Here is a 21,742-nt window from a genome sequence, read left to right as displayed (position 1 = left end):
AGGGGTGGTTGGTGCGCTGCCGCAACCATGCGCAGGGTAGAATGGACGAGACTGATGTGGTCTATCCAGCTGAGGAGCCTTCTACGCCTGTGGCACACGAGAACGAGTTGAACGCAAGTGATGTGTTGATCGGCGAGGGTGAGTCCCCGATTCTGGAGGCCGCCACCGAGCACGCATACGGCGCCAGTGAGATCACCGTCCTCGAAGGACTGGAAGCGGTCCGGAAACGGCCGGGCATGTACATCGGGTCGACCGGACCGCGCGGCCTCCACCACCTGGTCTACGAAGTCGTGGACAACTCGGTGGACGAGGCGCTGGCCGGGTACTGCGACCACATCGAGATCACGCTCCAGGCCGACGGCGGCGTCAAGGTCGTGGACAACGGCCGAGGCATCCCCGTGGACATGCACCCCACCGAGGGGCGTCCCACCGTGGAGGTGGTCATGACCATCCTGCACGCGGGCGGCAAGTTCGGCGGTGGTGGCTACGCGGTGTCGGGTGGCCTCCACGGCGTGGGTATCTCCGTGGTCAACGCCCTGTCCAAGCGCGTCGAGACCGAGGTGCGCCGCCAGGGGCACGTCTGGCGGCAGTCCTTCGCGGACGGCGGCAAGCCGTTCGGTGAACTGAGGAAGGGCGAGGAGACCTCGGAGACGGGCACCACGCAGACGTTCTACCCTGACGACACCATCTTCGAGAGCACCGAGTTCGACTTCGAGACGCTCCGCGCGCGCTTCCAGCAGATGGCCTTCCTCAACAAGGGACTGCGCATCACGCTGACGGACGAGCGGGCGGACGCGGTGGAGACGGACGAGGTCGCGGAGGTGGACAGTGCGCAGGAGTCCGACGGAGAACCGAAGCACCGGTCGGTGGTCTACCTCTACGAGAACGGACTGCTGGACTACGTCCACCACCTCAACTCCTCCAAGCGCGTGGATGTCATCCACGCGGACGTGATCGCGTTCGAGACCGAGGACACGGATCGCAGGATGGCCGTGGAGGTAGCTCTGCAGTGGACGTCGGCGTACTCCGAGAGCGTGCACACCTACGCGAACACGATCAACACGCACGAGGGCGGCACCCACGAAGAGGGTTTCCGTGCGGCCATGACCACGCTGATCAACAAGTACGCGCGCGAGAAGAACATCATCAAGGAGAAGGACGACAACCTCACGGGTGACGACATCCGTGAAGGCCTCACCGCCGTCATCTCGGTCAAACTGTCGGAGCCGCAGTTCGAGGGCCAGACGAAGACCAAACTGGGCAACTCCGAGGCGAAGGGGTTCGTCCAGCGCGTGGTCACCGACCAGCTCGGCGACTGGCTCGAGCGCAACCCCGGACCCGCACGCGACGTCATCCGCAAGTCCATCCAGGCGTCGCAGGCCCGTCTCGCGGCCCGCAAGGCGCGCGAGTCCACGCGCCGCAAGGGACTGCTGGAATCGGGCGGCATGCCCGGCAAGCTCAAGGACTGCCAGTCCAAGGACCCCGCCCGCTCCGAGATCTACATCGTGGAGGGCGACTCCGCCGGCGGTTCGGCGGTCCGGGGACGCAATCCCGAGACGCAGGCCATCCTCCCCCTGCGCGGGAAGATCCTGAACGTGGAGCGCGCCCGCCTCGACCGCGCCCTCGGCAACAGCGAGGTCCAGGCCATGATCACAGCGTTCGGCGCGGGGATCGGCGAGGACTTCAACGTGGACAAGGCCCGATACCACAAGATCGTGCTCATGGCCGATGCGGACGTGGACGGCCAGCACATCACCACGCTGCTGCTCACCCTGCTCTTCCGCTACATGCGGCCGCTGATCGAGAACGGGTTCGTCTACCTGGCGCAGCCGCCGCTGTACCGGATCAAGTGGTCCAACGCCAAGCACGATTACGTGTTCAGCGACCGCGAACGCGACGAGGTCATCAAGATGGGCCTCGCCAACAACCAGCGCCTGCCCAAGGACAACGGGATCCAGCGTTACAAGGGCCTCGGTGAGATGGACTACACGGAACTGTGGGAGACCACCATGGATCCGGACCACCGCACGCTGCTCCAGGTGACCATGGACGACGCCGCCGCTGCGGACCAGGTCTTCTCGGTGCTCATGGGCGAGGACGTCGAGTCCCGCCGCAACTTCATCCAGCAGAACGCCAAGGACGTGCGTTTCCTCGACATCTGAGTGCCGATACCCGGCATCTTGCCGGCGCAACGAAATTCGCTCGTTCCTCGCGAATATTAAAGCGCCTACACAAGATGTCGGGCACCGGCTCGCGGTCGACTCACCCTTGTGGCTGAGAACCCTTCACGAACGGAACTGATTCATGAGTGACGACATCACCGGCAACGGACCGGACGAGCCCATCGAGGGCGAGGTCCTGACGGACCGCGTCGAGCAGGTGGACCTGCAGACGGAGATGCAGCGGTCCTACCTGGACTACGCGATGGCCGTGATCGTCGGCCGGGCCCTGCCCGACGTCCGCGACGGACTGAAGCCCGTCCACCGCCGTGTCCTGTACGCGATGTTCGACGGCGGCTACCGGCCCGACCGCTCGTTCAACAAGTGTGCGCGCGTGGTCGGCGAGGTCATGGGCCAGTACCACCCGCACGGCGATTCGGCGATCTACGACGCCCTGGTCCGCCTGATCCAGGACTGGACGATGCGCTACCCGCTCGCGCTCGGCCAGGGGAACTTCGGTTCGCCCGGCAACGACGGCGCGGCGGCCCCCCGGTACACCGAGACGAAGATGGCGCCGCTCGCCATGGAGATGGTGCGGGACATCGACGAGGAGACCGTCGACTTCCAGGACAACTACGACGGCAAGAACCAGGAACCCACCATCCTGCCGTCGCGTTTCCCGAACCTGCTCGTCAACGGGTCCTCCGGCATCGCTGTCGGCATGGCCACCAACATCCCGCCGCACAACCTGCGCGAGGTGGCCGACGGCGTCCAGTGGTACCTCGAGAACCCCGAGGCCACCAGGGAGGAGCTGCTCGAGGCCCTGATCGCCCGCATCAAGGGCCCCGATTTCCCGACCGGCGCCCAGATCCTCGGACACAAGGGCATCGAGGACGCCTACCGGACCGGTCGCGGCTCCATCACGATGCGCGCCGTCGTCAACGTCGAGGAGATCCAGAACCGCACGTGCCTCGTCGTCACCGAGCTGCCCTATCAGGCCAACCCGGACAACCTGGCGATCAAGATCGCCGAACTGGTCAAGGACGGCAAGATCAGCGGCATCGCCGACCTGCGCGACGAGACGTCCGGTCGCACGGGCCAGCGGCTCGTGATCGTGCTCAAGCGGGATGCCGTCGCCAAGGTGGTGCTGAACAACCTCTACAAGCACACGCAGCTGCAGGACAACTTCAGCGCGAACATGCTGGCCATCGTCGACGACGTCCCCCGCACGCTGAGCCTGGATGCGTTCATCCGCCACTGGGTCACCCACCAGCTCGAGGTCATCGTCCGCCGGACGCGGTACCGGCTGCGCAAGGCGGAGGAGGAGGCACACATCCTCCGGGGTCTGCTGAAGGCCCTCGACGCCCTGGACGAGGTGATCGCCCTGATCCGCGCGTCCTCGACGACCGAGCAGGCCCGTGACGGGCTCATGGGGCTGCTGTCCATCGACGAGCTGCAGGCCACGGCCATCCTGAACATGCAGCTGCGGCGCCTCGCCGCCCTGGAGCGGCAGAAGATCCAGGACCGCCATGCGGAACTCGAGTCCATGATCACGGAGTTCAACCGCATCCTCGCCTCCGAGGACGTGCAGCGCGGCATCGTCAGCACCGAGCTCGCCGACATCGTCGCGAAGTTCGGCGACGAACGCCGCACCGAGATCCTCATGGGCTACGACGGCGACATGAGCATGGAGGACCTGATCCCCGAGGAGGAGATGGTCGTCACCATCACCCGCGGCGGATATGTCAAGCGGACCCGCAGCGACAACTACCGCCAGCAGGCGCGGGGTGGCAAGGGCATCAAGGGGGCGCAGCTGCGCGGCGACGACGTCGTCGAACACTTCTTCGTGACCACGACGCACCACTGGCTCCTGTTCTTCACGAACCTCGGCAGGGTGTACCGCGCGAAGGCGTACGAGCTGGTCGAGGCGGCGCGCGACGCCAAGGGCCAGCACGTCGCGAACCTGCTCGCCTTCCAGCCCGACGAGACGATCGCGCAGGTCCTGGACCTGCGCGACTACCAGCAGTCGCCGTTCCTCGTGCTCGCCACGAAGCGCGGCCTGGTCAAGAAGACGCGGCTCGAGGACTACGACACCAACCGGACGGCCGGCGTGATCGCTATCAACCTCCGCGACAACGACGAACTCGTCTCCGCACAGCTCGTCTCCAGCGAGGACGACATCATGCTCGTCTCCCGCAAGGGACAGTCGCTGCGCTTCACGGCCGACGACGACGCCCTGCGGCCCATGGGACGCGCGACCTCGGGCGTGACCGGCATGAAGTTCCGTGATGACGACGACCTGCTGGCAGCCAATGTGGTCACGGACGACTCGTACGTCTTCATCGTGACCGAGGGTGGTTTCGCGAAGCGGACGAAGGTCGACGACTACCGGGTCCAGGGCAGGGGCGGGCTCGGCATCAAGGTCGCGAAGCTGGCCGAGGAACGCGGTGACCTCGTGGGAGCGCTCGTGGTGCAGGAGGAGGACGAGGTGCTCGTGGTCATGGGCGGCGGCAAGGTGGTGCGCTCCGCCGTGGCCGGCGTGCCCGCGAAGGGACGCGACACGATGGGCGTGATCTTCGCCAAGCCCGACAAGTCGGACCGCATCATCGCGGTGGCCCGCAACAGCGAGCGCAGCGTCGCCGTCGAGGAGGGCCTCATCGAGGATCCCTCCGAGGCCAGCCCGGACGTGGACGTCCTCGGGACGGTCACCCCGGAGGACGATCCTGCGCAGTTCACAGCCGATGAAGTACGGTTGTCGACAGAGGAAACGGCTGAGCCTGACGCTGAGTCGCCGGAACACGGAGGTACTGAGTGAGCTCGGCCAACACCAACCCGCGGTCCGCCAGCGGACAAGTGCGAACGCCGGGGACCCCTCCGCGCGTGAACGCCCCCGCGCGACCCGCCCAGCGCCCGGCCTCGGCCGGAGGGCAGGCCGGGCAGCGGCCGGGCCTCGTGAAGCCCGCCCCGAAGGCGAAAGCCCGCAAGGCCCGCCTGCTCGTGAGCAAGGTGGACCCCTGGTCCGTCCTCAAGATGGCGTTCCTGCTGTCGGTCGCCCTGGGCATCGTCACCGTTGTGGCGGCGATCGTCATCTGGACCGTCCTGGACCTCACGGGCATCTTCGACGGCGTGAATGCGCTCTTGGGCGAGATCGCAGGATCGGAGAGCGGCGGATTCGACCTCCGTCAGTTCGCCTCGCTCCCGCAGGTCGTCTCCTTCGCGACGATCATCGCCGTGGTCAACGTGGTGCTCCTGACCGCTCTGGCCATGCTCTCGGCTGTGCTCTACAACATCTCGTCCACCCTCGTCGGCGGCATCGGCGTCACGCTCACCGACGACTAGGAGACCGGGTCTCTTCGGCGCCCCACGGCGATTTGAAGAAAGCCGAGCCACTACTGTAAAGTCGTATCTCGGCCCGAAGAGGTATCGGGGCGTATAGCTCAGGCGGTTAGAGCGCTTCGCTGATAACGAAGAGGTCCCAGGTTCAAGTCCTGGTACGCCCACGGATCCACCACCGGCAGGTGACTGCAAGGAGACAGTTGTGAAGAAGTTGCTCATCGCGGCAGCGGCTGCAGCAGGTGTCCTCGTGTACAAGCGGTGGCAGGATTCAGAGAAGAGCAAGAGCGTCTGGAGCAACGCGACGGACGACGTAGCGTAGCAAAAGGCCCGATCCGGCGAAGGTACACCGGACAGGGTTCATTCGGGGGCATGGCGCAATTGGTAGCGCACCTGCTTTGCAAGCAGGGGGTTCGGGGTTCGAGTCCCCGTGCCTCCACCGAAAGGAAGTCCCGGTCATCGACCGGGACTTCCTGCGTTGAGGGCCGTGGTGCTGGGGTGCGTACGGAGTGCCATAGGGTTGCCGCGTGACCATCTTCCTCTCGATCCTCGGCGTCATCGGGGTTTCGGCGTCCGGGCCGATCATGGCAGCGACCGCCGCCCCGGTCCTGGCCATCGCCTTCTGGCGGAACCTGCTCGGAGCCTTCCTCATGGGAGGGCCCGCCGCGCTGTCGAAGCGATCGGAGTTCATGGCGCTCCGCGCCGTCGACTACCGGAGGACGGCCCTCGCCGCGGTAGCCCTCGCCCTGCATTTCGCCTGCTTCATCACGGCGCTGAAGCTCACCTCCGTGGCGGCGGCAACGGCCCTCGTCTGCCTCCAGGTGGCCTGGATCGCTCTGTTCGATGCGCTGCTCGGCTCCCGGCCCCCTCGCGCCACGGTGGCGGGGCTGGGGGTGGCGTTCCTCGGCGTGGTCGTCATCACCGGGTTCGATCTCTCGCTCTCGCGCGATGCATTGCTCGGCGATCTCCTCGCCCTGGCAGGAGGAGCGCTGGCGGGTGTCTATCAGATGGTGGGGGCGACGGCCCGCCGGACCATGTCGACAGGGACGTACACGACCCTCTGCTACGGTGCCTGCGCCGTGATCCTCCTGGTGCTCTGCGCCGTCACGGGCCAGCCGGTAGTCGGTTTTCCCCCCGCTGCCTGGGCAGGCATCCTGGCGGTGACCCTCATGGCGCAGATCATGGGGCATTCGGTGTTCAACCACCTGCTGGCCGTGATGAGCCCGCTCGTGGTCTCGATGATCATCCTGCTGGAGATCCCGGGGGCGGCCATCCTCGCCGCAGTGTTCCTCGGCGAGACGCTGCCTGCCGGGACGTACGGCGGACTGGGGCTGATCATCGTGGGTCTCGTCGTCGTGATCCGGGGACAGCAACGCCTGAGCCGACGCCGTCGATCCCTCGCGGAGGAGAGAGAGCCCACACCCCCGCCAGTACTCGGCGGAGAGTAGTCGCGCCGAGGAATATATGCTGGATGGTATATGTCTCGGAACGAGAAGGGACCCCGGCACGAGGCCGGGGTCCCTTCCTGTTTCAGGAGATCGAGCGGATGTCAGACCTTGGGATCGTCCGTGGGCTCAGCGGCGTGCTTGGCGCCGTCGGTGCCCTTCGCCGTGTCCGAAGCGGACGGCGCTGCGTCGGGGTTCGTGTTCGCGGTGGCCGCAGGAACCTCGCCGGACGCCGCGGCGGCACGGTCGGCTGCCTCCTTGATGCTGATGACGGCGTCCTTGGAATCCTTCGACTTCTGGGGTGACGCAGGGCCGGCCGTGGCCTTGATGGGGGCAGGTGTCTTCCACGGATCCTCGACGGGCTTGGATGCCCGCCAGGCGGCCACACCGGCGATGATCGCCGATGCGATGATCCCGAGGACGAGCCAGCCCTTGCCCGACTTGCGGGCCTTGCTCCTCTTCAGGTCCTTCGAGGCCTGCATGGCCGCGACGACGAGCCGCTTCTGGGCGTTCTTCGCAGCCTTCTTGTCCCCGGTGATCCGGGTGACTGCCTTCTCGACCGCGGGTGGCATGGTCGTGGCTGCCAGCGAACGGGACGCGGTCTCGGCCGCCTCACCGAGCCTGGTCGAGAGCGCAGGCAGGTACTCCTCCACAACCCTGCCCTTGGCGGAGTCCAGTGCCGGAGCCGCCTTGCCGAGCGTCTCCTGGATCTTCGGGGTGGTGCCATCGATCACCTGTGTGATCCGGGGGCCGACCTTGTCGACACTGCCCTGGACTGCGGCGACTCCGCCGGCGATCCCCTCGGTCGCCTTGCGGACGGTGTCCTGCAGGGCCGGGGTCGCGGTCTCGACGCCCTTCTCCCATCGGGGCTTCACCCAGCCGTAGGCAGCGTCGACATGGGGCGCCGCCCAATCCCGCGCTGCAGCCAGTCCGGCTGCTGCTGCCAGTCCGAGAGCGACGCCTTCCTCCAGCTCGTGGGTGTCGCGTACGTTCTTCTTCACAAAAACCTCCAGGGGTGGTTGTTCGTTTTGATCAGCCTACGTTGCATGGGCAGGGGGTGCTATCCGTATGGGTCCCGGCCGCGCCAGGAGGGCGGCGTTTCACTGTGCGCGGAATGGGACCACTCCAGCTTATTGTCAGGAGCCGCGTGGAAGAATGGGCCAATGACTGCTATTCCGACAGCAAAAGCGACCATCCACACCAACCAGGGCGATATCGAGGTCAACCTCTTCGGCAATCACGCCCCGAAGACCGTGAAGAACTTCGTCGGTCTCGCCACGGGCGAGATCACCTGGACCCACCCGCAGACCGGCGAGGAGAGCAACGCCCCCCTCTACAGCGGCACCGTCTTCCACCGCATCATCAAGGACTTCATGATCCAGGGCGGCGATCCCCTGGGCCAGGGCATCGGCGGCCCCGGTTACAAGTTCGACGACGAGATCAACCCGGACCTGACCTTCAACGAGCCCTACAAGCTGGCCATGGCCAATGCGGGCCTCCAGGGAGGGCGCGGCACCAACGGGTCGCAGTTCTTCATCACCTCCGTGCCCACCACCTGGCTCCAGGGCAAGCACACCATCTTCGGTGACGTCACCGACCCGGAATCCCGCAAGGTGGTCGACAAGCTGAACGCCATCGCCACCGACATGAGGGACAAGCCCCTCGACGACGTCGTCATCGACAGCATCACCGTGGAACAGCTCTAGCCGTATGTCCTATGGTGTCCCCGCGCCCGATGCCGGCAGCCAGGAGGCACCGGTCTGCCCGCGACACCCCGACCGCGTCAGCTACGTGCGGTGCCAGCGGTGCGGCCGTCCGGCCTGTCCCGAATGCCAGCGTCCGGCCGCGGTGGGTTTCCAGTGCGTGGACTGCGTCCGCGAGCAGGCCGCGAGTATCCCGGCTCGCCGGAACGCGTTCGGGGGTGCGGTCCGCGGGGACACCCCGGTGGTCACCTACACCCTGATCGGTCTCTGTGTGGTGGTGTACCTGCTGCAGCTCGTGGTGCCGGGGATCATCCGCTCCTTCGCCTATGCACCCGTGTACACGGCGGGAGCGGGAGGTGTGATCCCGGCAGAGCCCTGGCGCATGCTCACCGCGGCCTTCCTCCACTCGCCGAGTTCCTTCCTCCACATCGCGTTCAACATGTACGCGCTGTACATCCTCGGGAAGGTCCTGGAACCGGCGATGGGCAGGGCCAGATTCCTGGCGCTGTACCTGATCTCGGCCCTCGGCGGATCGATCGGGGTACTGCTGCTCAGCGACAACCCGCTGCAGCCGGTCGTCGGTGCATCCGGTGCGGTGTTCGGGCTGTTCGGGGCGCTCTTCATCGTGCAGCGCAAGCGCGGCGGTGATGTCCGCCAGATCGTGGTGCTGATCGCGATCAATGCGGTGATCGGCTTCGTGGTGGCAGGGATCGCATGGCAGGCGCACCTCGGGGGTCTGATCGCCGGTGCAGCATGCGCCGCTGCGATCGCCTACGCTCCGCGTGGGGCGCGGCAGGCGACGACCCAGCTGCTGGGACTGGGGGGCGTCGTGGTGCTACTCGCCCTCCTGACCTTCGTGGGAGTCTCCCTCCTCCCGCTCTAGGAGCACGTCGCAGGAAGGGGCCGGTGCACTGTGCACCGGCCCCTTCGGAGTTTTCCACACCCCTTATCCACATGGGGGATAACTTACACACATGTAATTCCACACCTGTGGATAAGCGTGGCCCGGAATTTCGGGCCGATCCTAGGAGGATCAACAGTCTCATGCACAACTGTGGATAACTTCATACACAGCGTGTGTACAGCGGGAAATCCCCTCGGTCCCGATTCCCTGCTGCCCTCCAGTACGCCGGTCGACCCGTCCACCTCGACCACCGACGGTGCACGCACCGTCGAGGGCGGGGTGAACGGCAGGACCGGAGCCCTGGTACCTTCTCGGCGCTGCAGCGAACGCCGAGCCCGGCGTCGGGTGCTGTGGCTACCGCCAGCGCGTGGTCATGAGGAAGCCCACGATCGCGATGCCGAAGCCGGCGAGGATGTTCCAGGATCCCCAGGCCGCCACCGGCAGGGTTGCCTCGGAGATGTAGAACGTGATGATCCACAGCAGACCGATGATCATGAGCCCGAACATCACCGGCTTGTACCAGACCGGGTTCGGCTTGGGCTGCGACGACCCCACGGCGGACGCGGCGGTGCTGGCTCTCTTGCGGGGCTTCGACTCGGGCACGGATTCTCCTCGACGGGGTGCCGCTGCGGATCAGCGGCGCCGGTTGTCTCGCAGGGCAGCGCCGGTGCGTTCGGGCCCGCAGGTTATCCTGTGGGAAGAACTTCATCCGGCGGCCCGGTTCTCGGAAACGATTCTAGCCAAGATCGTTCGGATACCCGTGCATCCCGAGTGGCAGGAGCGGCAGTGGCGAGGTCGACCATCGACGCCCCACCCGAACCACGGGTGAGGCGTCCGGATCGGGCACGCCGTCGTCGTACTCCCGGCCAGCTGGTAGCGCAGGTCCTGGGCGAACTCCTGATCACCGCCGGAGTGGTCCTGCTGCTCTTCGTCGGCTGGGAGCTCTGGTGGACCAACATCGATTCCGGCATCAAGCAGGAGCAGGCGCTCGAGGAGTTCTTCGCCGATGTGCCGCCCGCGGCCGGTCCCGCACCTGCCGGCGCAGGCCCCGACGCCCCCGCACCCGAGGATTTCGGTGACCCTGCCGTCCTGCCGCAGGGGGACCTCGCGGGCACCTTCGCGGTGGTCTACATCCCGCGCTTCGGGGACGACTACTCACGCCCCGTCACCGCCGGTGTCGGCACCGACGTCCTCGACAACCTCGGCCTCGGTCACTACCCCGGCACGGGGGCTCCAGGAGCGGTGGGGAACTTCGCGCTCGCTGGCCACCGCCAGACCCACGGCCAGGTACTCGACCAGATCCACACGCTCGTCCCCGGGGACCGGCTCTACGTCCAGACACGCGACGGCTACTACACCTACGTGTTCCGGAACACCGAGATCGTCCTGCCGGACCGCGCGGATGTGATCGCACCGGTCCCCACCGACCCCGCCGCCGAGCCGGTGGACAGGATCCTGACGCTGACCAGCTGCAATCCGCGTTTCGGAGCGCAGGAGCGTATCATTGCGTACTCGGTGCTCGAGTCCTGGCGTCCCGCCGACGCCGGCCCGCCGCCCGAGATCGCCGAGCACGTGGCACGCGCCGCAGGACAGGGGTAGCCGCGATGTACGGATGGATCTTCCGGTCCCTGCCCGGGCCGCTCTGGATGCGCATCGTCCTCTCCGTGCTGCTGGTCCTCGCAGCGGTCACGGTGCTGATGGTCGCCGTGTTCCCCTGGGTCTCCCAGTTCAACCCGCTCACAGATTCAACGATTGGTTCCCCCTAGCTCATGGCTGACACCGCCCGCATCCTCGTCGTCGACAACTACGACAGCTTCGTCTACACCCTGGTGGGCTACCTCCAGGAACTGGGCGCCGAGACCACGGTGGTGAGGAACGACGACGTCACCCTCGCCGAGGCGCAGGAGATGGCCGCTTCCCGAGACGGCGTGCTGATCTCCCCCGGCCCGGGCACACCCGCCGAAGCCGGTGTCTGCGTGGAGCTGATCCGGTGGTGCGGCGAGCACGCCAAGCCGATGCTGGGGGTCTGCCTCGGACACCAGGCGCTGGCGGAGGCGTACGGCGGAACCGTGACGCATGCCCCCGAACTCATGCACGGCAAGACCTCCCTCGTGGAACACGATGCGACGAGTGTCTTCGCCGGCCTGCCGTCCCCGGTCACTGCGACGCGCTACCACTCCCTCGCTGCGGTCAGCGACGACGTCCCGGCGGATCTGACCGTCACCGCGCGCACGGCCAGCGGCATCATCATGGGCCTCGAACACAGGACGGCTCCCCTGTGCGGCGTCCAGTTCCATCCAGAGTCGGTCCTCACCGAGGGCGGCTACCAGATGCTGGGCAACTGGCTGGAGTCCCTGGGACTCGAGGGCGCGGCAGCGAAGGCGGCGGGCCTCAGCCCGCTCATCGCGCGCTAGCAGCCCTTTCCCACCAGGGCACGTACCGGCGGTCCGCCTGTCCCGACGCCGCCTGTCAGTCGTCGCCCTCCGTGGGCCGCGTCTCCGTCGGCTCGTCCGGGCCCTCGGTCGGTTGACCGCCCGACGTCTCCGACGGCCCGGGGGTGGGCTCCACCGGCTCAGGGGCGGGCTCCGCCGGGGGTGCCTTCGCGACGGTCAGGACGATCTCCGTGTCCTGGTCCACCTGCGAGCGTGCCGGCGCCGACTGCGCCGTGACGATCCCCGGGGTGACGACGCTGTTCTCGACCTCCCGGACGGAGGACGGCAACCGTACCGCAGGATCGGCCAGCAAGGCCCGGGCCTGGTCGACCGTCAGGTCCGTGAGCAGGGGGACGGTCACCTTGCCGTTGGACAGCACCAGGTTCACGGCGCTCCCGACCGGCACCGTCTGGCCGGCCTGTGGGTTCGTGGTGATGACCCTGCCTTCCGTGACCTCAGCGCTCGTCTCCTCCGTGATCGTGCCGCCCCTCAGACCGAGGTCCTCGAGCGCGTCGCGCGCGGAGGACTCCGTGAGTCCGGCGAGAGTGTCCGGGAGCACCACGTTGGCAGGACCCAGCGAGACCGTGATGTTGACGCGCGATTCCCTCTCCACCGACGTCCCTGCCGCAGGATCGGAGGCGATGACGTCACCGGCGTCCACCGTCGCGTTGTACTCGTCGTCGGTGGAGGGCACCAGTCCGGCATCCACCACGGCGTCGGTGGCGTCCGCCTCGCTCATGCCGACGAGGTCGGGTACGGCGACCGTGACCACCTCCTGGGAGGGCCGGGTGTCCGAGATGTTGTTCAGGAGGACGTATCCTCCCGCGAGCACGAGCAGGACCGCCACGAAGAAGACGGTGATCCAGGCGATCCTCGACGACCTCCGTCGCCGGTCCTGCAGCTCGTCCGCCGTACCGCTCGACCGCAGGAGGTCGAGCCGGTCGTCGTCCTCCGCGTGGTGCGGCACGGGACGTTCCGTCGAGACCCTGTCGATGGCACGCGTCTGCGGCACGACGGCGAGCGGGACGGCGGCCGTGGCTCCGGTCCTGGCGCCGCGTGCGCGCGGTGCATGCACATCCAGCGCTTCGGTGGGCATCCCTGCTCCGCCGGCCACGGAGATGCCGTGGGCGGCGTCGAGCAGCGCCCGACGGAAGGACGCGGCGTCCTGGAAGCGGTGGTCGCGATTCTTCTGCAGCGCCTTGGCGAGCACGGAGTCGAGCGCCGGCGTCACCGCGGGTTCGAGGCTGCTTGCGACGGGCGGGTCCTCCCGCACGTGCTGGTAGGCCACGGAGACGGGGCTGTCCCCGATGAACGGCGGCCGGCCGGTGAGCAGCTCGAAGAGCAGGCAGCCCGCCGAGTACAGGTCGCTGCGCGCGTCCACCGTCTCGCCGCGGGCCTGTTCCGGGGACAGGTACTGCGCCGTGCCGAGCACGGCCTGGGTCTGCGTCATCGTGGCCTGCGAATCGGCGATCGCGCGGGCGATCCCGAAGTCCATGACCTTCACGGCGCCGTCGGGTGTGATCATGACGTTGGCCGGTTTGATGTCCCGGTGGACGATGCCGGCCTTGTGGCTGTATTCGAGGGCGCCCAGCACCCCGGCGAGGTAGGTGATGCTGTCACCCGGCGTCAGATCGCCGGACTTGACGTGGTCGCGGAGGGTGCGCCCGGCGACGTACTCCATCACGATGAAGGGCACCCGGACCTCGTGCTGCGGACGGTCGGGGATCTCCTCCTCGCCCGTGTCGTACACGGCGACGATGGTGGGGTTGTTGAGCCCCGCCACGGCCTGCGCCTCCCTGCGGAAGCGCGACTGGAAGAGCGGATCCCGTGCCAGATCCTGCCGCAGGACCTTGATGGCCACCGACCGGCCCAGACGGAGGTCGCGGCCGAGGTGCACATCGGCCATGCCCCCGCGCCCGATCAGCTCGAGGACCTCGTACCGCCCGTTCAGGATGCGCTCGGTGGTCATCACTTCGTGCCCTTCCGGCCCCGGACCGCACCGATCATGACGTGGGGGTCGCCGTCGCCGTCGGTGCCGGTGCCGACGTGGGTGTGGGGGTGGGTGTCGGGGTGGGCGTCGGGGTGGGAGCCTGGGTCGCGGGCGGCCCTGCCGAGACGACGTAGGTCACCTGTGTCCCGGGGGAGAGCACTGCACCCGCCCCGGGATCGACCCGGATGACGGTGCCCTCCGGCTGCTGTGACGGCTCGGATCCCACGTTGAGCGGCCTCAGGCCGAGGTCCACGAGGATCTGCTCCACCTCTGCCGCGGTCCGTCCCTGCAGGTTGGCGGGCACGGTGACCTGCTCCACCGGCTCAGGGCCCCTCGACGACGTCACGGTGATGGTTTCCCCGGGGCTGAGGCTTCCCACGGGGGCGACGTCCGTGACGAGTCCCGCCGCGACGTCCGCCGAGAACTGGCGCTGGATCTCGACGCGGAACCCCAGCGCGCCGAGTTCCGCGGCGACCTCGGCCTCGGGCCGTCCCCGGTACTGGCTCGGCGTGATGACGACGCGGTCGTCCGCTTCCGTGGTGCTCGGCGACGGCGTGGGCGAGGTGGACGGCGTCAAGGGCGTCGGTGCGGGCGTCCGCGACGGAGTGGTGCTCGCGGAGGTGCTCGATGCGGCCGGCACGTCGACAGGATCGTCACCCGCCAGCAGGGGCTGGAGGATCAAGAAGGCGATGGCGGCCAGGGCCAGGAGGAGCAGGACGATGAGGGGGATCAGCCAGGGGCTCCGGCGGTTCTCCTCCTCGCGCCGGTACGGCTGACCCGGCGGTCGGGGTTCTGCCGAGTCGACGTCCTCCTGCGACCAGTCGCGGGACGCGGCGATGCCCGCCGCGGCACCGGCCGCTGCAGGGGCCGCCACCGTCGGCAGTGCGGAGGTGGTGGGTGCGGGAACCGCCGTCGTCGCCTGCGTGTTCTGGCGCGGGACGGCGGTCGTGGCGACGTCGGCCGCGGTGCCGAAGGCGAGCATGCCCGGGACGGCAGCCTCGGCGGCGCGGACGTTGCCGGACCGGATGGCGTCGACGGCGCGGGCGAGGGCCTCGGCGTCGGCCGGGCGGTCCGCGGGATCCTTGGCGAGCATCGAACCGACCAACGCCCGGACCGGCTGCGGGATCGACTCCGGCAGCGGCGGTGGCGCGTCGTTGACCTGGGCCAGGGCGATGGCGATCTGCGACTCCCCGGAGAAGGGCCGGCGACCGGCCAGCAGCTCGTACCCGATGACACCGAGGGCGTAGATGTCGGAGGAGCCCGTGGCGGGCTGGCCCGTGGCCTGCTCCGGCGCGAGGTACTGCGCCGTCCCCATGACCTGGCCCGTGGCCGTCAGGGGGACCTGGTCGGCGAGCCGGGCGATACCGAAGTCGGTGATCTTGACCCTGCCGTCGGGCATCACGAGGATGTTGCCGGGCTTCACGTCGCGGTGCACGAGGCCCTGCCGGTGCGCGACGCCGAGGGCGGTGGCCGTCTGTCCCATGATCGAGAGGGTGCGGTCGGGCGAGAGGACCTGTTCCTTCTCGATCACGGCGGACAGCGGCTGTCCGGGCACGAGTTCCATGACGAGGTACGCCGACCCCGCCTCCTCACCGTAGTCGAACACGTTCGCGATGCCCTCGTGGTTCAGCAGCGCGGTGTGGCGTGCCTCGGCCCGGAAGCGGTTGAGGAAGGCCGGGTCGCCCGAGTACTCCTCCTTGAGGATCTTGATCGCGACGACACGCCCGAGGATCTGGTCGCGGGCCTTCCAGACCTCGCCCATACCGCCGATGGCGATGCGCTCAGTCAGTTCGAATCTGCCGCCCAGGGTGATTCCCGATGTGGGCCTCATCTGTTCAACACCGCCTCTATGAGTCTCTTGGCACTGGGTGAGGTCAGCTGCTGACCAGTAGGGATGTCCACGTTCTCCATCACGATCGATATGGCTACCTGGGGGTCGTCCGCCGGGGCGAATCCCGTGAACCAGGCGTTGTCGCCGGTCTCGGAGACCTCGGCGGTGCCCGTCTTGCCGGCCACCCGGACTCCGGGAACCCGGGCTCCGGCCGCCGTGCCGTTGTCCACGACGTTCACCATCCAGTCGGTGAGCTGGTCCGCCGTCGCCTGGCTGACCGACTGGCGGAGCACCTCGGGCTGGGGCGACTCGATCAGCTCGAGGTCCGCGGCGCGGATCGACTTGATGAGCTGCGGCTGCATCTGCTGCCCGTCGTTGGCGATGGCCGAGGCCACCATGGCCATCTGGAGCGGCGTCACGCGCGTGTCGAACTGCCCGATGGCGGACTGTGCCAGTTCGGGCTCCGTCAGGTCCGAGGGGAAGGTGCTCGCGATGACCTGCGTGGGGATGGACAGTTCCTCGCCGAAACCGAACTTCGCGGCCTGCTCCTGGATGGCGTCCTCACCGAGATCCAGCGCGATCTGCGCGAAGGGCGTGTTGCAGGACTGCTCGAGGGCGAACCGGAGATCCGCCGTCGTCCTGCTCGCGCAGCCGCCGGTGACGAAGTTGGGCAGCGCGTACTCGATGCCGGGGAACTCGAGGGCGGGCGGGTTTGGGATCTCCGACCGGGCGTCGTACCGCCCGGACTCGAGGGCCGCCGCGGCGTCGATGAGCTTGAACACGGATCCCGGGGCCACGAGGGACTGCGTGGCCGGATTGGAGTAGATGGAGAGGCCCGGCTGCTCGTTGAGCAGCGCGGCGTTCTGCTCGATCACGGCGGTGTCGTGGCCCGAGACGAGATTCGGGTCATAGGTCGGCTTGGAGACCATCGCCAGGATGTTGCCCGTGGAGGGTTCCATGACCACGATCGAACCCCGCTGTCCGTCCGGGATGAGGTCTGATGCGAGTCTCTGGATCTGGGGGTCGATGGTCAGCTCCACGGATGCGCCCTCGGATCCCGCTCCGGAGAACAGCCGGACCATCCGGTCGTAGAACAGGGAGCTGCTGGTACCGGAGAGGATGTCGGATTGCGACTGCTCGAGCTGCGTCGATCCGAGCGACAGGGAGTAGTAGCCCGTCAGGTGCGCGTACAGCTCGGGCTCCTCGTAGACGCGCTGGAAGTTGAACTCGTCGTCGGAGGGTACGGACTGGGCGATGGCCCGGCCGTCCACCAGGATGGCCCCGCGCTGCCGGCCGAAATCCTGGTACAGCTGGCGGCTGTTCCACTCCGGCCGATCGGTGTTCAGGCTCTCCGCCTGGAAGAACTGCACGAAGGTGAGGGAACCGAGCACGAGCGCGAACATGCCGATCGCCACGACCCACGCACTGCGGATGGCCTGGTTCATCGCGTCGCCTCCCTCTCGGCCCTCTTCTTGACGGGCTTGCCGTTCACACCGAGCGCCTCGGGGAACGAGTCCTTCATCGGTCCCGTCGGTGCCGGTCGCCGCGCGGTCTCGGAGATCAGGAGGATCAACGCCACAATGAGCCAGTTTGCCAGCAACGAGGACCCACCCGCGGACATGAACGGAGTGGTGAGGCCGGTCAGGGGGATCAGGCGCGTGATGCCGCCGATCACCACGAAGCACTGCAGGGCGATGGTGAAGGAGAGACCGCACGCGAGCAGCTTCCCGAAACCGTCCTTCGTGCCGAGCGCCGCCCGGATGCCGCGGGAGACGAGGATCATGTACAGCATCACGATCGCGACGACACCGATGAGTCCGAGTTCCTCGCCCAGCGCCGCGATGATCATGTCGCTGTTGGCATACGTCACGAGGTCCGGCCTGCCCCCACCGAGGCCGGTTCCGAGCAGCCCGCCGTTAGCCAGGCCGAAAAGACCCTGGACCACCTGATGGCTTCCCCCCGGGACGCGCTCGTACACCTCGGGCGAGAACGCGTTGATCCAGGAATCGAAGCGGAGCGCCACGTGGGAGAACAATTCGAGGGCCACGAAGACCCCGGCGCCGATCGCTGCCAGGCCGATCAGCACCCAGCTGACCCGGCTCGTGGCGACGTAGATCATGACCATGAAGAGACCGAAGAAGAGGATCGACGAGCCGAGGTCGCGCTGGAAGATCAGCACGCCGATGCTCACCAGCCAGGCCGCGCCCATCGGGGCCAGGTCCCGGAAGCGCGGGAACTGCAGCGGCCCGATCTTCTTGCCCGCCAGCAGGATCAGGTCCCGGTTGGTCGATAGATACCCAGCAAAGAATATTGCGAGGGTGATCTTGGCGACCTCGCCGGGCTGGAAGGTACCGAAGCCGACGGAGATCCAGATGCGTGCTCCGTTGATCTCCAGCCCGAGCGGCGTCAGGGGCAGCAGCAGCAGGACGGCACTGACGATCAGGGAGATGTAGGTGAAGCGGCGCAGGATCCTGTGGTCGCGCAGCAGGAGGAGCAGGATGGCCGCTGCGCCAATGGCCACGGCTGTCCAGAGGACCTGCTGCGGGGCCACGGGGGCGAAGTCCGGGTCCACGGCCGCGGCCAGGTCCAGGCGATGGATCATCGCCAGGCCGATCCCGTTGAGGGCGATGACGACCGGAAGAATCACAGGATCGGCATATTTGGCGCGGAAGCGCAGGATCCCGTGGACGAACAGGCCCATCAGACCCAGCGTGAGGGCCTGGGACCAGAAGTAGTCGCTGAAGGGCTCCTCCCGTCCGGTGCCGGCGAGGTAGTTGGCTCCTACGGCGACGGCGAGGGCGAGCAGCAGGAGCGCGAGCTCGACATTGCGCCGCGACCGCGGCACGGTCAGGACATCACTCATTGGCTGTATCTCCGCAGTCGGCGGCGGGGGACGAGGGGTTCGGCGACGGCGACCCGGAGGCGCCGGGTGTCGCTGTGGAAGCGGGCGTTGCGGAGGGAACCGGCGTCGCGGAGGGAGCCGGAGTTGCGGAGGGATCCGGCGACGCCGACGGAGCGGGTGTCCCGGAAGGGGCCGAGGGGGAGGGCGCCGGTGTTCCGGAGGGTGCCGGTGTTCCGGAGGGCCCCGGGGACGGGGACGCCGCTCCGGGGGCGGGATCGCAGGAGACGGCTCGCAGTTCGCTGCGCAGGTCACCCACGATCCGCTCGGCTTCCTCGAGGCCCGCCGCCGGAAGCGTGTTCATCACCCGCGATCGCTGGTACTCGGGCAGGTTCGAGACCGGGATGTCGGTCACCTCGTAGACCTCACTGAGGCTGATGGGCCCGAGCCTCTGCGGCACGCCGGTGAAGATGGCCACACGGTTCTCCGACTCCGCCACGTAGTAGCGCGTCTGGGTCCAGGTGTAGCCGAGGCCGAGGACGGCGATCAGGATGAGCGTCATGAGGGACAGGAACGCCGGGACCAGCCAGCGTCGACGCGGCGTCGTGGTGTCGTTGCCGGTGTCGTCCCCGTCGTCGAGTTCGGGCTCCGCCTTGTGCGTCAGCATCATCGCGGCACGCCGCTCGGTCGAGCGTTGCGTCACGATCGGGATCTGCCCGGTCTCGGTGGCGAGGGCCGCGGATCCCACGAGGACGTGCGGCCGCGTCAGCAGATCCTGGCGGATGATGTCCGCGCGGATGGCGGTACCGGGAAGGTCACCGTTCCGGTCGATCTCGTGCAAGGACGCCGCGGCGGGCGCTGCCGGGGTGTCGCGTTCACCCGCGGCCTGCCGCGCCGGGGGGATCGAGGCAGGAGGTGCGGAGTCGTCGTCGTCCGCTTCGATGACCTCGACGACGGCGATGGTGATGTTGTCGGGCGAACCGCCCGCCAGGGTCAGCTCGACGAGGGTGTTCACGCAGTCGCGGATATCCCTGGTCTCGCGCATGACCTGCTCCACGATGCGGTCGCTGAGCACCGCGTTCAGGCCGTCGGAGCAGAGCAGCCAGCGTTCACCGGGCACGGCGTCGAACTGCTCGAGGTCCAGTTCGGGGCTCGCGTCGACGTCGCCGAGGACGCGCATCAGCACGTTCTTGTGCGGATGGATCTCCGCCTCCTCCGGCCGGAGGCGTCCTTCGTCGATGAGGCGCTGCACGAAGGTGTGGTCGGTGGTGATCTGCGTGAACACCCCGTCCTTGAGGCGGTAGGCGCGGGAATCGCCGATATGGGCGAGTTGCAGCGTCGCGTCCTCGAGCAGGATCGCCGTCACGGTGGTGCCCATGCCCGCGAGCTGGGGGTTGGTGGCCACGAGTTCGGAGAGCAGCGAGTTGGCGGTCTGGATCTCGTCGGCAAGATGCGTGCCGGCCTTGCCGCCGTGGGCGTTGTGGTCGAGGTGCACCAGGTCCAGGACGGTCGAGGCGGAGGCCACGTTGCCGCCCGCATGTCCGCCCATGCCGTCGGCGACGACGGCCAGATAGCGGCCCACGTAGGCGGAGTCGTCGTTCTTCGCCCGGACCATGCCCACGTCGGAGCGGGCGGCGAACCTCAGGGCAAGCCGCACGCCTACTGCCTCAATTCGATGACCGTCTTACCGATCCGGATGGGGACGCCGGGCTCGACGGGCAGGGCGCGGGTGAGCTGCGTGCCTGCCAGGTAGGTCCCGTTGGTGGATCCCAGGTCCTCGATGAACCAGCGGCTGCCCTGCGGGAACAGGCGGGCATGGCGGCCTGACGCGTAGTCGTCCTCGAGCACGAGGGTCGCCTCCTGGGCGCGTCCGAGGAGGATCGGACTCGCTGCGAGGTCCAGCGTGGTCCCGGTGAGCGGTCCCTCGGTGACGACGAGTCGACGCGCGGGTGTGCGCACGGGCGCCGGCTCCTCCACGAGCTCGGGATTCCTGCGGATCTCCCGTGCCGTGGGCGTGCCGACCTTGTTGCGCCGGCCCACCACGAGGTCGCGGCGCAGCGCCCCCACGGTGCTGAGGACCAGGACCCACAGCAGGATCAGGAATCCGAAGCGCAGGAGCGTGACGGTCAGTTCCCCGGCTTCGCTCATCGCTGGGCACCACTGTTCTGTGCCGGCACCAGGCGGAAGGTGAGGCGGGACCGCCCCATGGTGATCACGGATCCGTCCGTGAGTTCGGTCTGCCCGTCCACGTGCTGTCCGTTGACGTAGCTGCCGTTGGTGGAGCCGAGGTCGACGGCGTATACGCGTCCCTCGTGGACCCGGATCTCGAGGTGTCGTCGGGAGACGCCGGTGTCGTCGACGGGGATGTCCGCCTCGGAGGACCGACCGAGCACGATCGATCCCGAGTTGATCGAGTAGCGCCGGCCGTCGATCTCGAGGATCGGCTGATAGCGGGTGGGCTGGCGTCGTGGCGCCGCAGGCGCGGTCGGGGCGGCCGGGCGGTGGGCGGCGGCCTGCTTCTCGATCGACGAATCGATTTCGAAGACACCCGCCTTCAGGTCCGGATCATGCTCGAACGAGACGCGGACGGGCCCCTGGAGGCTGTACTGCTGGCTGTTGACGTGCGCGATCACGACGTCGCAGAGCTCTTCGGCGAGGGCCGAGCCCCACTGCTGGGCGAGGGCGAAGTCGGAGTCGGACAGGCGCGCCGAGAACACGTTGGGGGCGAGGGTACGGCCCTGGGACAGGACGAGGGAGCGGTTGTCCAGTTCCTTGCGCAGGGCGCTGGCGATCTCGAGAGGCTGGACCTGGGATCGCGAGCCCGTGGTGAAGGCGCCCCGGACCAGCTTCTCGAGTCCGCGCTCGACATTGTCGAGAATGCCCATACGTCGCCTCCTCCCTCGTGCTGCACTGTGGTTTCGGACCCCGCCAGCGGTGGCTGCGGGGCTTCTCCCGGTCCTGGGGACGGCGATGTCCAGCCGGGCATGTTCAGACCGATACTACTGGGAGCCTCTGGGAATGGGCTCCATCGGCGGGTCCGGAGGATTACTTTGTCCTAACGATCCGCCGATCGCGCACGGGTGCCGGGAGCCGCCGGAGGGCGGAG

General features: G+C 68.0%; 19 protein-coding genes and 2 tRNA genes. 12 read left to right on the top strand and 9 right to left on the bottom strand.

Annotated elements, in window-relative coordinates:
• Window positions 1-89: 89 nt before the first annotated feature.
• The 7 genes from gyrB (at window position 90) to ACX80N_RS14090 (ending at window position 6,940) form a co-directional block, all read left to right on the top strand.
• On the top strand, window positions 90-2,162 hold the full coding sequence (gene gyrB / locus ACX80N_RS14120; protein WP_240615166.1) for a DNA topoisomerase (ATP-hydrolyzing) subunit B: 2,073 nt from the start codon (window positions 90-92) through the stop codon (window positions 2,160-2,162).
• A 142-nt stretch (window positions 2,163-2,304) separates the two neighbouring features.
• A complete protein-coding gene (gyrA, locus tag ACX80N_RS14115; RefSeq protein ID WP_459339900.1) occupies window positions 2,305-4,974 on the top strand; it encodes a DNA gyrase subunit A in 2,670 nt (889 codons plus the stop codon).
• Complete coding sequence (locus ACX80N_RS14110; RefSeq protein ID WP_105032229.1) at window positions 4,971-5,498, top strand: DUF3566 domain-containing protein; 528 nt, start codon at window positions 4,971-4,973, stop codon at window positions 5,496-5,498. Before gyrA ends, ACX80N_RS14110 begins: the two co-directional genes overlap by 4 nt.
• Window positions 5,499-5,585: 87 nt before the next feature.
• Window positions 5,586-5,659 (top strand) — tRNA-Ile (locus ACX80N_RS14105).
• 38 nt (window positions 5,660-5,697) lie between these two features.
• Window positions 5,698-5,814 (top strand): DLW-39 family protein, encoded by a 117-nt coding sequence (locus tag ACX80N_RS14100; protein WP_459339899.1) that lies wholly within the window; start codon window positions 5,698-5,700, stop codon window positions 5,812-5,814.
• 44 nt (window positions 5,815-5,858) lie between these two features.
• Window positions 5,859-5,931 (top strand) — tRNA-Ala (locus ACX80N_RS14095).
• An 88-nt stretch (window positions 5,932-6,019) separates the two neighbouring features.
• On the top strand, window positions 6,020-6,940 hold the full coding sequence (locus ACX80N_RS14090) for a DMT family transporter (RefSeq protein ID WP_459339898.1): 921 nt from the start codon (window positions 6,020-6,022) through the stop codon (window positions 6,938-6,940).
• 101 nt (window positions 6,941-7,041) lie between these two features.
• Here the strand turns inward: ACX80N_RS14090 and ACX80N_RS14085 are convergent, their stop codons facing one another.
• A complete protein-coding gene (locus tag ACX80N_RS14085) occupies window positions 7,042-7,938 on the bottom strand; it encodes a hypothetical protein (protein ID WP_105032231.1) in 897 nt (298 codons plus the stop codon).
• Window positions 7,939-8,100: 162 nt separating this feature from the next.
• Here ACX80N_RS14085 and ACX80N_RS14080 point away from each other — a divergent pair, with 162 nt between their 5' ends.
• Complete coding sequence (locus ACX80N_RS14080; protein ID WP_459339897.1) at window positions 8,101-8,643, top strand: peptidylprolyl isomerase; 543 nt, start codon at window positions 8,101-8,103, stop codon at window positions 8,641-8,643.
• Between the two features lie 4 nt (window positions 8,644-8,647).
• Window positions 8,648-9,523, top strand: coding sequence for a rhomboid family intramembrane serine protease (locus ACX80N_RS14075; protein WP_459339896.1), 876 nt, complete (start codon window positions 8,648-8,650; stop codon window positions 9,521-9,523).
• Window positions 9,524-9,898: 375 nt separating this feature from the next.
• On the opposite strand, the gene ACX80N_RS14070 is transcribed toward ACX80N_RS14075, so the two are convergent.
• Window positions 9,899-10,147 carry a cell division protein CrgA gene (locus tag ACX80N_RS14070; protein WP_105032234.1) on the bottom strand — a complete coding sequence of 83 codons (249 nt, stop codon included), beginning with the start codon at window positions 10,145-10,147 and terminating at the stop codon, window positions 9,899-9,901.
• 183 nt (window positions 10,148-10,330) lie between these two features.
• Between ACX80N_RS14070 and ACX80N_RS14065 the strand changes: the two genes are divergently transcribed.
• From ACX80N_RS14065 to ACX80N_RS14055, 3 genes are read left to right on the top strand one after another with little or no spacing between them, the layout of a single operon-like run.
• Window positions 10,331-11,143: a class E sortase gene (locus ACX80N_RS14065; RefSeq protein ID WP_459339895.1), complete on the top strand. Its 813-nt coding sequence runs from the start codon at window positions 10,331-10,333 to the stop codon at window positions 11,141-11,143.
• A gap of 5 nt (window positions 11,144-11,148) precedes the next feature.
• Window positions 11,149-11,310: a hypothetical protein gene (locus ACX80N_RS14060; protein ID WP_170068235.1), complete on the top strand. Its 162-nt coding sequence runs from the start codon at window positions 11,149-11,151 to the stop codon at window positions 11,308-11,310.
• Window positions 11,311-11,313: 3 nt separating this feature from the next.
• The gene (locus ACX80N_RS14055; protein ID WP_105032236.1) at window positions 11,314-11,958 is read left to right on the top strand and encodes an aminodeoxychorismate/anthranilate synthase component II; all 645 of its coding nucleotides are present in this window, start codon (window positions 11,314-11,316) and stop codon (window positions 11,956-11,958) included.
• 55 nt (window positions 11,959-12,013) lie between these two features.
• On the opposite strand, the gene pknB is transcribed toward ACX80N_RS14055, so the two are convergent.
• Genes pknB through ACX80N_RS14020 form a run of 7 tightly spaced genes read right to left on the bottom strand, consistent with a single transcriptional unit; the run spans window position 12,014 to window position 21,521 of the window.
• Window positions 12,014-13,945 carry a Stk1 family PASTA domain-containing Ser/Thr kinase gene (gene pknB / locus ACX80N_RS14050; RefSeq protein WP_459339894.1) on the bottom strand — a complete coding sequence of 644 codons (1,932 nt, stop codon included), beginning with the start codon at window positions 13,943-13,945 and terminating at the stop codon, window positions 12,014-12,016.
• Between the two features lie 34 nt (window positions 13,946-13,979).
• Window positions 13,980-15,797, bottom strand: coding sequence for a protein kinase domain-containing protein (locus tag ACX80N_RS14045; RefSeq protein ID WP_459339893.1), 1,818 nt, complete (start codon window positions 15,795-15,797; stop codon window positions 13,980-13,982).
• Window positions 15,794-17,242, bottom strand: coding sequence for a peptidoglycan D,D-transpeptidase FtsI family protein (locus ACX80N_RS14040; protein ID WP_459339892.1), 1,449 nt, complete (start codon window positions 17,240-17,242; stop codon window positions 15,794-15,796). Before ACX80N_RS14040 ends, ACX80N_RS14045 begins: the two co-directional genes overlap by 4 nt.
• Window positions 17,239-18,660 (bottom strand): FtsW/RodA/SpoVE family cell cycle protein, encoded by a 1,422-nt coding sequence (locus tag ACX80N_RS14035; protein WP_459339891.1) that lies wholly within the window; start codon window positions 18,658-18,660, stop codon window positions 17,239-17,241. Before ACX80N_RS14035 ends, ACX80N_RS14040 begins: the two co-directional genes overlap by 4 nt.
• Entirely contained in the window at window positions 18,653-20,251 is a 1,599-nt protein-coding gene (locus ACX80N_RS14030) for a protein phosphatase 2C domain-containing protein (protein WP_459340008.1), read from the bottom strand. Before ACX80N_RS14030 ends, ACX80N_RS14035 begins: the two co-directional genes overlap by 8 nt.
• Window positions 20,252-20,295: 44 nt before the next feature.
• A complete protein-coding gene (locus tag ACX80N_RS14025; protein ID WP_105032241.1) occupies window positions 20,296-20,784 on the bottom strand; it encodes an FHA domain-containing protein FhaB/FipA in 489 nt (162 codons plus the stop codon).
• Window positions 20,781-21,521: an FhaA domain-containing protein gene (locus tag ACX80N_RS14020; protein WP_105032242.1), complete on the bottom strand. Its 741-nt coding sequence runs from the start codon at window positions 21,519-21,521 to the stop codon at window positions 20,781-20,783. Before ACX80N_RS14020 ends, ACX80N_RS14025 begins: the two co-directional genes overlap by 4 nt.
• Between the last annotated feature and the right edge of the window lie 221 nt (window positions 21,522-21,742).

This window comes from Arthrobacter sp. MDT2-16, from assembly GCF_054510925.1.
This window is presented reverse-complemented; position numbering and strand designations above follow the sequence as displayed.

What these genes read in the sequence shown, in the direction of transcription:
- pknB (WP_459339894.1), bottom strand. Translation starts at nt 13,945, where the DNA reads ATGACCACCGAGCGCATCCTGAACGGGCGGTACGAGGTCCTCGAGCTG.
- ACX80N_RS14055 (WP_105032236.1), top strand. Translation starts at nt 11,314, where the DNA reads ATGGCTGACACCGCCCGCATCCTCGTCGTCGACAACTACGACAGCTTC.
- ACX80N_RS14030 (WP_459340008.1), bottom strand. Translation starts at nt 20,251, where the DNA reads ATGGTCCGGGCGAAGAACGACGACTCCGCCTACGTGGGCCGCTATCTG.
- ACX80N_RS14035 (WP_459339891.1), bottom strand. Translation starts at nt 18,660, where the DNA reads ATGAGTGATGTCCTGACCGTGCCGCGGTCGCGGCGCAATGTCGAGCTC.
- ACX80N_RS14040 (WP_459339892.1), bottom strand. Translation starts at nt 17,242, where the DNA reads ATGAACCAGGCCATCCGCAGTGCGTGGGTCGTGGCGATCGGCATGTTC.
- ACX80N_RS14045 (WP_459339893.1), bottom strand. Translation starts at nt 15,797, where the DNA reads ATGAGGCCCACATCGGGAATCACCCTGGGCGGCAGATTCGAACTGACT.
- ACX80N_RS14025 (WP_105032241.1), bottom strand. Translation starts at nt 20,784, where the DNA reads ATGAGCGAAGCCGGGGAACTGACCGTCACGCTCCTGCGCTTCGGATTC.
- ACX80N_RS14075 (WP_459339896.1), top strand. Translation starts at nt 8,648, where the DNA reads ATGTCCTATGGTGTCCCCGCGCCCGATGCCGGCAGCCAGGAGGCACCG.
- ACX80N_RS14060 (WP_170068235.1), top strand. Translation starts at nt 11,149, where the DNA reads ATGTACGGATGGATCTTCCGGTCCCTGCCCGGGCCGCTCTGGATGCGC.
- ACX80N_RS14080 (WP_459339897.1), top strand. Translation starts at nt 8,101, where the DNA reads ATGACTGCTATTCCGACAGCAAAAGCGACCATCCACACCAACCAGGGC.
- ACX80N_RS14020 (WP_105032242.1), bottom strand. Translation starts at nt 21,521, where the DNA reads ATGGGCATTCTCGACAATGTCGAGCGCGGACTCGAGAAGCTGGTCCGG.
- gyrA (WP_459339900.1), top strand. Translation starts at nt 2,305, where the DNA reads ATGAGTGACGACATCACCGGCAACGGACCGGACGAGCCCATCGAGGGC.